6 protein-coding genes and 2 pseudogenes are annotated in these 13861 nt (G+C 57.7%); 7 read left to right on the forward strand and 1 reads right to left on the reverse strand.

Annotated features, from left to right (window positions below; all coding sequences use genetic code 11):
* Positions 1 to 248 precede the first annotated feature (248 nt).
* A pseudogene (locus C5748_RS22995) lies at positions 249 to 1135 on the forward strand (nucleotidyltransferase and HEPN domain-containing protein).
* 259 nt (positions 1136 to 1394) lie between these two features.
* Here the strand turns inward: C5748_RS22995 and C5748_RS23000 are convergent.
* Positions 1395 to 2204: an EAL domain-containing protein gene (locus tag C5748_RS23000; protein ID WP_105744725.1), complete on the reverse strand. Its 810-nt coding sequence runs from the start codon at positions 2202 to 2204 to the stop codon at positions 1395 to 1397.
* Positions 2205 to 2993: 789 nt separating this feature from the next.
* Between C5748_RS23000 and C5748_RS29560 the strand changes: the two are divergent.
* From C5748_RS29560 to C5748_RS23035, 6 genes and pseudogenes are all read left to right on the forward strand, one after another.
* Positions 2994 to 3251: pseudogene (locus C5748_RS29560) on the forward strand (BapA prefix-like domain-containing protein); the annotation flags it as partial.
* Between the two features lie 211 nt (positions 3252 to 3462).
* Positions 3463 to 6642: a polyadenylate binding domain-containing protein gene (locus tag C5748_RS28655; RefSeq protein WP_199194877.1), complete on the forward strand. Its 3180-nt coding sequence runs from the start codon at positions 3463 to 3465 to the stop codon at positions 6640 to 6642.
* 260 nt (positions 6643 to 6902) lie between these two features.
* Positions 6903 to 8243, forward strand: a complete 1341-nt coding sequence (locus tag C5748_RS23020) for a hypothetical protein (protein WP_146119599.1) — start codon at positions 6903 to 6905, stop codon at positions 8241 to 8243.
* A 463-nt stretch (positions 8244 to 8706) separates the two neighbouring features.
* A complete protein-coding gene (locus C5748_RS23025) occupies positions 8707 to 10161 on the forward strand; it encodes a TolC family protein (protein WP_158259912.1) in 1455 nt (484 codons plus the stop codon).
* 5 nt (positions 10162 to 10166) lie between these two features.
* Positions 10167 to 12419, forward strand: a complete 2253-nt coding sequence (locus tag C5748_RS23030; RefSeq protein WP_105744733.1) for a type I secretion system permease/ATPase — start codon at positions 10167 to 10169, stop codon at positions 12417 to 12419.
* 9 nt (positions 12420 to 12428) lie between these two features.
* Positions 12429 to 13634: an HlyD family type I secretion periplasmic adaptor subunit gene (locus C5748_RS23035; RefSeq protein ID WP_105744735.1), complete on the forward strand. Its 1206-nt coding sequence runs from the start codon at positions 12429 to 12431 to the stop codon at positions 13632 to 13634.
* The last annotated feature ends 227 nt before the right edge of the window (positions 13635 to 13861 follow it).

The following is a 13861-nucleotide window of genomic DNA, read 5'->3' on the forward strand; positions in this document are numbered from 1 at the left end:
CGCCAGCCTCCTGCTCCTTCAGCACCGCAATAATCTGCTCTTCGGTGAATCTCTGCTTCTTCATTCGTCCGTCCTTTAATGGGCCGGACTCTAATCCATCGTGGAGGAAATTCGCAGTGGCAGGTCACCAGCTTACTGTGGAGGGCCGGTTACTCCTATTTCTACCAGTGGACGAAGCGGCGGCTTTGACGTATCCGTTGGACATGAAATCGTCTCTTCAACATTTGCCGGAGAAGAAGCAGCGCTAACTGGCCCGCGTCGTCGAGATCATCCATGAGGAGTTCGCCGACGCGCTCGCCGGCGCCGCCGCGTCCTTCAAGAAGCGCGGGCGGATCCTCAAGATTGTGCTCTTCGGTTCATATAGTCGCGGCACCTTTGTCGACGAGCCGCACACGATGAAGGGATATCGCTCCGACTACGATATCCTCGTCATCGTCAATTCGAAGAAGCTCGCCGAACCGCAATATTGGGACAAGGTGACCGACCGGCTCATGTGGGACAAAGGGATCGCGACGCCGGTCGGGCTGATCGTGCATGGTGCGCGCGAGGTCAACAATTTCCTGGCCGACGGGCAGTATTTCTTCGTCGACCTCGTGCGCGAGGGCATCGTGCTTTACGAGCTCGACGACCGGCCGCTGGCCGAGCCGAAACGGCTAAGCCCAATGGAGCGCTATCAGGCAGCCACCAAACACTATTCCAGAACGTTGCCAGCATGTGCACGTCTGATGGTGACAGCGCGCTTTCATATCCAAAAGATGGAGGGCGATCCGGAATGGGCAAAAGATGCGGCATTCACATTACACCAAGCTATTGAGCGGCTGTATTCAGCATTGCTTCTCACGGTTACGAATTATTCTCCACCCTCCCACAATCTGAAATTCCTGCGCGGGCTGGCCGAGGACAGGGACCGCGGGCTGGTCGATGTCTGGCCGCGTGATCAGCACCGCCACACCGCCTGGTACAACATTCTCAATGAATCATACGTCAAGGCCCGCTATTCCAAGCATTTCGAGATCACCGAAGATGCGCTCGCCTGGCTGATCGAGCGAACGGAGCATCTGCAGCTCTGGTCGATGCGATCTGCCGCGAGCACCTCGCCAGACTGGAAGAAGCCGCCGCCCGCGGGCAATCATAGTGTTGCGCGAAACGGTTCTGTATTCTGTCCGGCAAATTTCCTTAACACCAGGTGCGTGTTTCAGAAATTCGCTGTCCGCTAAATCGCCGACAGCGACCGGAGTGTTTTTGCGAAATACGCATACAAAGGACGGGCAGGTTTCCTCGCCCGTCTGAATCAGCGTAGAACTTGGGTCAATGAAGCTTTATGCTGCCGCTTCCATACGCGATTTAAGAATCTGCCGGAAAGCCGCGACGGTCCGCACTTCTATCCGGCACTTTCATGAGGTCGGCTCGGGCCAAGTTAAAGCGCTTTTGAACCTACTGCGGCGAGGCAGCTTCACTCCCTGGCCAATGAATGGGACCTCAGTGGGCTCGGAGAGTAGATAGCCTTGCACATGAGTTGCTCCCGCTAATCTGGCTGCATCGAGCTGCTCGTATGTCTCAATTCCCTCCACGACCACAATGGGGGCAGCGCAGGCCGCCAAGCCGACCATGTGAGCAAGAATCTGCTCGGATGACGCACGTTCTTGTTGAACGAAAAAGGCATCGATCTTCACGATGTCCACAGGAATGGAAAACAGTGATTGGGCAGTCGAATATCCTGCTCCAAAATCGTCTATAGCTATTTTGTAGCCCAACGATCTAACTGACTGGATAAGGTCAGCGGCCTGCAATGCCACGGAGATTGGCAGCTTTTCGCTTACCTCCAACACCATACGGGATGCTAATGAGCGGTGCCGGTATAGAAGATCATAAAGGAGGCACCAATCTGCTGCTTCGGAAATGCTTTTCGCAGAAAGGTTACATCCCAAAACTGCTTTTGGATGCTCGGAAAGCCAATCGAAGGCAAGATTGATGACGTAGCGGTCAAGCGCAGATATCAGGCCTTGAGCTTCTACAAAAGGAATGAACGAGCCGGCAGTTACGATCGTTCCGTCGGAATCGACGATTCGCCCGAAGCATTCTGAATAAAGGATCTCGCTAATCCTGCTAGATGAATGCACATGCTGCCACGAAAAGCCGACTCGTCCTTCCGCCATCGCCGTAGCGATTTCGTCGTTTAATGCGGGAAAGCTTCCGAGGAACATAAAATATCTTCTCTTGATAATTGCTAAGGAAGATGGATGTGTAAAGTTTATAAATAGAGTGCTCTTCTGTAATATTATGTGCAAGTATAATTTGGTTTCGTTTGATAATAGTAAATTACATAAAAAATACTTGATGCCACTCATTAATAAATTGTGAATTGATAATGGTATTATTTATTTACTTGGGCTGCGGCGGTGGTGCCGGTTGATCGGTGAATACATATTTTAGTTATTCAATAAGAGTTCAATTTTGCATGCAGCCGTAAAGGCGTCTGCTCGCAGCTAAGCCTGCAGCACGTCCTGCGCTCTCGGTGCGCCTAACGTGGCGGCTATGTCAAGGCAGCTAAGACTGTCCCATTTTTCGGTTGCGGCGTGCGTTCTTGATTTTGCAAGGCAACAGCCGAGATTCAGGTTGCCGGCCAGACCCGCGCGAATCACTGCGGTCGCAAACCATGCGGCCAGGTTTCTGTGATCTTTCTCCTTTTTCACTCTGCAAATAGCTGGACCTGCCAGGCGCCGTAGTGGGCGTTATGCGGCTTCCGGCGCCGCCTCCTCTCCAATGAATCAACAAAAACAAAGCCCTAGCTAAATCTAGGGATGAGGAACGAGCGTACAATCCAGGCGGCAACAGCCAGTCTCTAATGTTGCTAATTAGCAGTGAGCCGAAGTGAATGGCCGATAACTGCGGGCCACTCCGACTTGGAGAGGGGGGCTTGGCGGAATCGCCGTGAGGGTGGGAGGTCCACCTTCGCGGCGAGACGAGGATCGAAAAATTCGGAAAGGTTGACCATGCAAGTTCGTGCTCAAATTACTGCTACCGGGTCCAGTACTGCTGTGACGCGGGCACTCGGGGGAGCGGCTCCGTCACTCAATGTCGGGTCCATGTCGCGCGTTGCGTTGAATGTGCCTGTGGAGTCCGTGGTGGCTTATGAGCGCCATGGCGCTGACTTGTATCTCAGATTGAGTGATGGGACGGTCGTACGGCTTGTTGATTATTTCCGAGTTGATGCAGACGGGGAACCGTCTCTTTTGCTGTTGAGCAACGACGCCGAAGCGGGAGCAGAGGCCGCGGATTGCTACGTCGAGGTATCGTTTTCGGGCCAGCATGAAGGCATGTTGGTGCCGACCTTCTCTGAAGGCCTGTGCAATGTAGCAGGAGCGGCTGTGGTTGGATCCGCCGGAGGCCTTGCGGTGGCTGCTTTGCTGGCGGGCGGAGCTGCGGCTGCGGCGATCGCGGGTCATAACTCCAGCAATCATCATGACGACACGGACGCTGACGCCGACTCGGACGCTGATGCAGATGCAGATGCAGATGCAGATGCGGATGCGGACGCAGACGCAGACGCGGATGCTGATGCCGATGCGGACGCTGATGCTGACGCCGACGCGGATGCTGACGCCGACGCGGACGCTGACGCAGATGCGGATGCTGATGCGGATGCTGACGCGGATGCAGACGCTGATGCCGATGCGGATGCTGACGCTGATGCCGACGCGGATGCTGACGCCGACGCGGATGCTGACGCTGATGCAGACGCAGATGCTGATGCCGACGCGGATGCTGATGCAGATGCGGATGCGGACGCTGACGCCGATGCGGATGCCGACGCGGATGCGGATGCTGACGCGGATGCCGATGCTGACGCGGATGCTGACGCGGATGCTGATGCGGATGCCGATGCAGACGCGGATGCTGATGCTGATGCGGATGCGGATGCCGATGCGGATGCTGACGCGGATGCCGATGCGGATGCTGACGCTGATGCCGACGCGGATGCCGATGCTGACGCCGACGCGGATGCTGACGCTGATGCAGACGCAGACGCAGACGCGGATGCGGACGCAGATGCTGATGCCGATGCTGATGCCGACGCGGATGCGGATGCTGATGCAGATGCGGACGCTGACGCCGATGCGGATGCCGACGCGGATGCTGACGCGGATGCCGATGCGGACGCGGATGCTGACGCGGATGCCGATGCTGACGCGGATGCCGATGCTGATGCGGATGCCGACGCGGATGCCGACGCGGATGCTGACGCCGATGCTGATGCGGACGCCGATGCCGATGCTGATGCGGATGCCGACGCGGACGCTGATGCTGACGCCGATGCTGATGCGGACGCCGATGCGGATGCTGACGCCGATGCTGATGCGGACGCCGATGCAGATGCTGATGCGGATGCTGATGCCGACGCGGATGCTGACGCTGATGCAGACGCCGACGCTGATGCGGATGCCGACGCTGATGCAGATGCCGACGCGGATGCCGATGCAGACGCTGATGCTGATGCTGATGCTGACGCAGATGCGGATGCCGATGCCGATGCTGACGCGGATGCCGATGCTGATGCTGATGCTGATGCTGACGCGGATGCTGACGCTGATGCTGATGCCGACGCTGATGCGGACGCCGATGCAGATGCGGACGCTGATGCTGATGCGGATGCAGATGCAGATGCAGATGCAGATGCCGATGCGGATGCGGATGCTGACGCCGACGCTGATGCAGACGCTGACGCGGATGCGGACGCTGACGCGGATGCTGATGCTGATGCGGATGCCGACGCGGACGCAGATGCGGATGCGGATGCGGATGCCGACGCTGATGCGGATGCTGACGCGGATGCGGATGCTGATGCTGATGCCGATGCGGATGCCGATGCGGACGCTGATGCCGATGCGGATGCCGACGCTGACGCAGATGCTGATGCCGACGCAGATGCCGACGCAGATGCTGATGCCGACGCGGATGCGGATGCGGATGCTGACGCAGATGCCGACGCTGACGCGGATGCCGACGCCGATGCTGACGCAGATGCGGATGCTGATGCTGATGCGGATGCCGATGCTGACGCGGATGCGGACGCTGACGCGGATGCTGATGCTGATGCGGATGCCGACGCCGATGCGGACGCGGATGCCGATGCCGATGCGGACGCTGATGCTGATGCGGACGCTGATGCAGATGCAGATGCAGATGCAGATGCAGACGCTGATGCAGATGCAGATGCTGACGCCGATGCGGATGCCGACGCGGACGCTGATGCTGATGCGGACGCTGATGCTGATGCTGATGCCGACGCGGATGCTGACGCAGATGCTGATGCTGATGCCGACGCGGATGCTGACGCCGATGCTGATGCTGATGCCGATGCGGATGCCGACGCCGATGCGGATGCTGATGCTGACGCAGATGCAGATGCTGACGCCGATGCGGATGCTGATGCTGACGCAGATGCTGACGCTGATGCAGACGCTGATGCGGATGCCGACGCTGATGCGGATGCGGACGCGGATGCTGACGCAGACGCTGACGCGGATGCCGATGCGGACGCAGATGCCGATGCGGACGCAGACGCAGACGCGGATGCTGATGCCGATGCGGACGCTGATGCTGACGCCGACGCGGATGCTGACGCCGACGCGGACGCTGACGCAGATGCGGATGCTGATGCGGATGCTGACGCGGATGCAGACGCTGATGCCGATGCGGATGCTGACGCTGATGCCGACGCGGATGCTGACGCCGACGCGGATGCTGACGCTGATGCAGACGCAGACGCAGACGCGGATGCGGACGCAGATGCTGATGCCGACGCGGATGCAGACGCTGATGCAGACGCCGACGCTGATGCGGATGCCGACGCTGATGCAGACGCTGATGCAGACGCGGATGCTGATGCTGATGCTGATGCTGATGCTGATGCGGATGCCGATGCTGACGCGGATGCGGACGCTGACGCGGATGCTGATGCTGATGCGGATGCCGACGCCGATGCGGACGCTGATGCTGATGCTGATGCTGACGCAGATGCGGATGCCGATGCCGATGCTGACGCGGATGCCGATGCTGATGCTGATGCTGATGCCGACGCTGATGCGGACGCCGATGCTGATGCCGACGCTGATGCGGACGCCGATGCAGATGCGGACGCTGATGCTGATGCGGATGCAGATGCAGATGCAGATGCAGATGCCGATGCGGATGCGGATGCTGACGCCGACGCTGATGCGGATGCCGACGCTGACGCAGATGCTGATGCCGACGCAGATGCTGATGCCGACGCGGATGCGGATGCTGACGCAGATGCCGACGCTGACGCGGATGCCGACGCCGATGCGGATGCAGACGCTGATGCGGATGCTGATGCGGATGCCGACGCCGATGCGGACGCTGATGCCGATGCGGATGCTGATGCGGATGCTGATGCCGACGCTGACGCAGACGCTGACGCTGATGCCGATGCGGATGCCGATGCCGATGCCGATGCCGATGCTGACGCCGATGCCGATGCTGATGCTGATGCTGATGCGGATGCCGATGCTGATGCTGATGCGGATGCCGACGCAGATGCAGACGCTGATGCTGACGCTGACGCTGACGCGGATGCTGATGCGGATGCTGACGCCGATGCTGACGACGATGGCGATCTAGCTACAGTCTATCTCACTACTGATGAGATACAGGTTTATTTTCTTCAGGATAATGGAACCTTCAATGCTACGCCCGTCACAACGAATGTTGATGAATATTTTGATAGCAGTAGCTACAGTTGGTCTGATCTTAGTAACGGCTCTACCACATCAGTAAAGCTGCAGGACGTAAACGGCGATGGTATTGGAGATCTTGTTCAAGGTCATAATGCGAATGACGCTATATTGACCTTTATGGGGAATGCCGACGGGACATTTGATATGCAGAATGTCAAAGTGACCGATATGAGCCAGCTAGACAGTTCTATTGATTGGACAGGGAGAAACATACATAGCAATACGTTTCTGGAAGACGTCACTGGCGATGGCGTCCTTGATTGGGTGCATAGCGAAGATGGCTCTACTGGAAGCGGTCTCACCGTTTTCGTCGGACAAGGAGACGGAACGTTCTCGACAGATTATGTTCAGACCCCTTCTTCTGATTTCGCCGACAGTGATTGGGCCGGGGCTGATTCAACATTCCTGGCACAGGTCGGCGAGGGCTCCTCTGGCGGAATGGCTTGGGTAAATGCCAATATCTCTAACGAAACCTTGGATGTTTATTTCTTCGGGGATGATGGAAATATATCAACCCAACCGGTTCAGACCAGCGTGGGTGCTCTTGCAAATGCGTACGTATGGGACGAGCCAAATGATAACACTACTCAAGCCTTCGTGCAGGATGTCACAGGTGATGGTATCGCCGATTTTGTGTATGGCAATAACGCAAACGCCGCGATACTTGTCTTGGCCGGCAAGGCCGATGGAACTTTTGATACCACTCAAATCATTACAACAGATATGAGCTCGTTCAATTATTGGACGGGTGGCGCAGGCGTAGGTAATGTCGGTCGCTCTACTTTCTTACAGGACACAAATGATGACGGCATTCTCGACTGGGTGAATTTGAACGATGACGGCTCTAGTCGCGAAAACTCGTTGATTTTCCTTGGGAACGGCAATGGTACATTCTCCACTACACCGATTGAAGGTGGCTATGACCTATCAGACACGGGTTGGATAGGGGGCGCCAACAACCTATTCGGTCATGTCGGCGCTAAGGATGGCTCCGCTGCGGCTGCCTCTCCTGCTGCCAATGCCGATCCGTCCCCGATGATGCAGTCTGCCATCGAGACATCCGATCATGACGCTACGAGTTCGGATATCTCGCATAGCCTTCCCAAACATGGTGGCACCGACAGTTCCCATAGCATGGTGTGGTCCGGTCATGTCGAGGCCGAGCCGCTCTCGCTCTCCGGCGAAGGGATCTATCTGGATCTCACCAGGATCGATGGCACCAATATCAGGGATACCGGGACCGTCGATATCACCGGCAACGGCTCCAACACGCTGACGCTCAACGCGGAGGATGTGAAGGGACTTCTGGAAGACGGCCATCAGGATGTCTTCAAGGTCATGGCCGATGCCGATGACAAGGTGGAGGCCAAGGGCTTCACGGATACGGGCCAGACAACCACCGAGCAGGATGTGGCCTATCACATCTACGAATCCTCGGATGGCACCCATCTCTGGGTCGAGGATGACGCCCACGTGGATGTCTGATCTGGGCTGATATGGACCAGACCGGAATAGACGGGGATCGATCCACTCCCTTCCCCGTCCGGGTCCCTCTCCCGCTGCTTCAGGCAGCGGGAGAGGGATCAAAACACCAGAAACTTTTTAGATCGTTGACAGCCGGGGGATTCAACACCCGGCGATCAAGCATGAATAGAGACAGTATGTTTCAGCTCTTTTCGCAAGACGGCGCGAACCATCCAAACCGGCATTTTCAGCCAGAGGCGTGGCTCAGGCGTTCCGGTCGACAGGGCAACGGCAACACCGATGTAACTAAGCATTTCAGGGGGGTGTCAGCGTGATCGCTGCAATCATGAAGATGTTGGGGCCAAGGCCACGACATCGCGAGATAACGCTCGCAATTCTTGCTCTGGGGATGCTCCAGGGTTGTGTATCGGCGGAAAGTGTTTTGAGCGAACCGGCGCCTGTTCCACCTCTCGCGGACGGCGATGTGTCGCAACCCTCTCTTGGGAACACGCAAAAATCTTCTCATGGCAAGCAGTTCGGGCAGTCCGGGCAACTCGGGCAGTCCGGCAAAGCCGGCTCTTCTCCTGCCTTGCCGGCGGTCCGCCCTGCCGCGGGGGCGATGGGAGGTCTGCGCGATGCGGTCACGGCGGCGCTCGACTACAGCACGGAAGTGCGCGGCGCGCGGACAGCGGTGGCTGCGGCTGACGCCGATGTGGAAGTGGCACGGTCCGGTTATTATCCGTCGCTGCAGAGCGAGGCCGGCGTCGGTAGCGGAACGCATGATTATGGGCTGACGCTCTCGCAGCCGCTCTATGACTGGGGGCGGACATCGGCGCAAGTCTCCGGGGCACAATCAGGGCGATCGGCGGCTTTCGTGGAGTTCTCGGCACAGCGCGAGCAGGTGATGCTGAACGCGGCAAGCGCTTACATCGCCGTGGCGCGCGCGACGGCATTGGAGCAAGTGGCGGCTGACGAACTCAAGGCCTACCGGCGCATCGCCGGGTTGGCTGGCCAACGAACGGCGGGCGGCTATGGCGATGCCACCGAGGCCGGACTTGCGGAGTTGCATGTCGATCGTGCGCAATCGGCGCTTGAGGAGGCACGCGGCAAGGTTCGCGATGCGCGCAGCGTCTTTGCATCGCGCGTCGGGCGCGAACCCGGAAAGCTTGCCGCCGTACCTGAACTTTCGGCAACGCTGAAAACAGCTCTGCGTTTGTCCGGCAGCAAGGTCGCAGGAGCGGCAAGCCTGACAGATCGCACCGATCAATCGCCGACGGTGAAGGCGGCGTTGGCACGTGCAAAAACGGCCGATGCCACTGCCGCGGCGGAAAAGGCACAGTTGTTTCCAACCCTGAGCGCCGAAGCATATGTGCGCGGGAACGATTCAAGTGATGACGATCTGAAAAACGGCATTGGCCTTCGCCTGACCGGTCCCACATTCACCGGATTGAGCAATTTCAAACGCGTGGAAGCCGCCCGCCTTCTTGCCGATCAGGAAAGATGGAACGCCGAAACCTCCCGCCGCGACGTTTTACGCCAGGTGCAGGCTTTTCTCGATCAGGAGCCGACGCTGCGCGCCCGTCAAACGCTCCTCAAGCAGCAGCGGACAAAGGCTCTGCATTTGCGCGACCTCTATGAGGATCAGTTCAAAGCAAGCAATCGGACGCTGTCGGATCTGGTGACCGTACAGTCGGATGTCACGGAGATCGAGAGCGGCTTAATCAATGCGCGGTTCGATCTTTACGATCTGCAATACAACGCGGCAGGCGCTTTGGGGTTGCTGGGAGATCTCCTGGCGATCACTCCGGTTTCGGATGCGGGAACTGCGCTGTCGAATGATGGCGCAGCGAGGTCTGGAAGCCAAAAAGGGCTTTCGCGGCCGAAAGCCGATCGCGCCTGCAACACGTGCAAATTGCCGAAGAAGACAGGTCATAGGTGAATGCGATGAACACGAACTGGTTTAGAAAACCCTCCCGGGCTGACGCGGTGGACCGCCGGCGGCCTGGGGCGGCGGCCGCTGAGAAGGTCGCACCCCAGACCGCCGGCACTGAGAGCAAGGTTTCGAACGAGCCGCCGGCGGATGTGCCTGTGGCGGATCTTCTAGAGGCGCTTTTGCTTCTGTGTGTTCTTTATAATCGCCCAGCCACGAGGAGCGAGCTGACGGCGGGGCTGCCACTCGAAGACGGACGGTTGACCCTTGAGCTTTTTCCGCGCGCGGCGGCACGCGCGGATCTGCGCGTGTATGTGCGGCGAGGCAAGTTATCGGCAATCAAGCCGCAGCATCTGCCGGCGCTCGCCATTTTGTCGGATGGCACGGCGGTTGCCCTCATCGACCGCGAAGGGCAGCAGTGCCAGATCATCCACCCCGAGCATACCAACGATGAGGAACTGGTGCCGCTGTCTTCTCTTGAAGCACAGCATACTGGCGTGGTGATATTTGCTGCGCCGTTGGCACGATCAGACGACCGCGCAGGCACATACGCAGCGGATCCCGCATCGCACTGGTTCTGGAGCGAGATCGCTGGATCCAAATGGGATTTTGTGGAGGTGGGCTTCGCAGCGGCTCTGGCCAATATTCTTGCCGTGTTCGTATCCTTGTTTGCCATGCAGGTATATGACCGCGTGGTGCCGAACCTCGCCTTTGCGACGCTATGGGTGTTGGCCATCGGGGTTATGATGGCAATCGCGATCGAAGCGGTCGTACGTATGGTACGCGCGAACTTGATGAATACCGTCGGAAAGCGAATGGATCGCAGGCTTTCCTCCCGTATTTTCGAGCAGGTCCTGGGCATGCGCCTTCAATCACAACCAACGACAGTGGGTGCATTCTCAAGTCAAGTTCGAGAGCTTGACGCGGTTCGTGAATTCTTCACGTCGACGACGGTCGGGACGTTGAGCGATTTGCCGTTTGTCTTTTTGTTTTTAACCATCATCTGGTTGATCGGAGGACCGGTCGTTTGGGTGCTGGTTGCTGCAATCCCCCTGATCGTGCTGCCGGGACTTGTAGCGCAGTGGCCGCTATCCAGAATGTCGCGGCAGCAGCTGCGCCAAGGGGCCGTGCGGAACGGTGTTTTAATCGAAGCACTTTCGTCAGCCGAGACAGTCAAAGCATTGCAGGGAGAAGGCCGATTCCAGCAACTTCTGGAAGAATATACGGTATATGTCTCGCGCAACAGTATGCAAATGCACCGGCTTTCTTCTATGCTTAGATACTTGGCCATGGCCGTGCAGCAGGGCACTTATGTGATGATCATCGTGGTCGGGGTATATCAGATTGCTGCTGGCAATATGACGACGGGGGCAATGTTGGCTACCGGTATATTGAGCCGCCGCGCGCTCGGTCCTCTCACGCAACTTTCAGGGATTTTTTCGCGTTGGCAGCAGATGCGCGCTGCCCTGAAGGGTCTGGATGCAATCATGCGGTCCCCCATCGATCGTCCGGCGGGGCGGCGCTTCGTTCATCGCCCCCGGCTGAAGGGTGAGTATGGCATTGAAGAGCTTTCGTTTCGCTACGACGAGGCGGGCGGCCCCATCGCGCAGATACCATCTTTGTCGTTCGCGGCCGGATCGGCAACAGCCCTGCTGGGGGCCAACGGTTCAAGCAAGTCAACGCTCCTGAAATTGCTTGCCGGCCTTTACCAGCCGTCGGAAGGACGCATTCTGTTGGACGGAACAGAGATGCGCCAGATCGATCCCAGGGACCTGCGCAAAGCAATTGCGTACCTACCTCAAGATGTAAAACTATTTTATGGAACGGTTCGTGATAATTTGATGATTGGACTGGAAGGTCGAGAGGACGAGGAACTCCTCGAGGCATTGAAGTTCGCCGGCGCGGAAAGCCTTGTTCGTGATCACCCGCTCGGGCTCGATCGCAAGCTCGGGGAAGGGGGCGCCGGAATGTCCGGTGGTCAACGCCAGTCTATGGGACTTGCGCGGCTTTGGCTGCGCGATCCAAGAGTCGTGCTGCTGGATGAACCGACAGCGTCCATGGATCACGTGCTGGAGATGCGAATTATCGAAAATCTGCGGGCGTGGTTGCCGGGCCGTACTTCGGTTATCGCGACGCATCGCCAGCCAGTCCTGTCGCTGGTGGACCATGCTGTGGTGATGAAAAATGGATGCCCCGCCGCGGTTGGGCCCGTTGAAGGCATACTTGCAGCTTTATCACCCAAAAGCGACACGACGCGGCGAGCCTAGGAGGGCGGCATGGCATATCAAGAAACTACCCGCTGGAGCGTGTCTGGTGCTCACAAAGCAGGGTTTGACACTTCTGAAAAACAACTGTTTGGCAGGCCTGTTCTATGGCTGATCGCCATGACAATTACCGTGTTTGCTATTTGGGCCGCAAATGCGCCACTGGAAGAAACGACGCGCGGATCTGGGCAGGTGACACCCTCAAGCCGAATCCAGGTCATCCAAAGCTTGGATGGCGGCATTCTGCAGAGGCTTGACGTTCAAGAAGGGCAGGAGGTGGAGGTCGGCCAAGTCCTGGCGACGCTCGAGGATACGCGTTCCCGCTCCGCCTATCAGGATATGGACGGTCAGATGATCGCCTTACGGACGGCCTTGAGCCGGCTATCGGCCGAGCAGGCAAATCTGGACGAGTTTCAATTACCCAAGGACGTAGCAGAACATCAGGACGTCATTGATGTTGAAATGAAATTGTTTGCAGCGCGCAGGCGTGCTCTCAACGAGATGACCGCCTCGCTGGAAGAGCGTCTCGCCCTAGCGCAGCGCGAGTTGAAATTGGCGCAGCCGCTCGTGGCGAAGGGAGCGGTATCGACCGCTGACGAAATCAAACTGCAGCGCAATTTGGCCGATTTGCGTGGCCAATTGACGGAGACACGCAACAAATATTTCCAGGAAGTGAACGAAGAGATCGCAAAGAAAAGCGCAGAGCTTTCAAGCCTTGAGCAGCAGCTGAAAGACAAAAGCGCGGCTTTGGCACGTACCGAACTCAAATCACCCGTGCGTGGCATCGTGAAGAAGCTCGAGGTGACCACGCAGGGCGGGGTAATACAGCCAGGCGAAACCATTATGGAGATCGTGCCACTTGATGATGCGCTTTATGTGGAGGCGCGCATCAAGCCGAGGGATGTGGCGTTTTTATATCCAGACTTACCTGCGACGGTCAAAATCACGGCCTATGACAGTGCGATCTATGGAAGTCTTCACGGCAAGCTCGTGTTCATAAGTGCAGACACTATTGTCGACGAAAAGCAGCGCGATGCCGAACCTTATTATATGGTCCGGATCCGCACGGAAGGGGCAGAGCTTCAAGGACCTGATGGCCCACTGCCCATTAAACCGGGCATGATGGCTCAGGTTTTTATCGAGACTGGAACTAAGACGGTGTTGACATACCTGCTAAAGCCGCTGTTGCGTGGCCAAGAGGCGCTCAGCGAGCGTTAAGCAGCACAGACTTGGTTGGTTGATCAAAAAGCGTTGGCGGCTGATTCTAGAGCGGCTCCTGTTTTCATGGAATCACGAGGCGCGCCCCCTCTGTCCGCCCTTCGACAAGCTCAGGAGGACAGAGGGGGGCGCTGTCCCGCCAGTGTTTCTATTTAAAAATGAAACGCTCTAGAAGAGGTGGTATCGATCGGCCTGGTCAAACGTCGACGACTGGGAGGTCGATTGCC

Source organism: Phyllobacterium phragmitis (assembly GCF_002980495.1).
GTDB classification, from domain to species: Bacteria; Pseudomonadota; Alphaproteobacteria; order Rhizobiales; family Rhizobiaceae; genus Paramesorhizobium; species Paramesorhizobium phragmitis.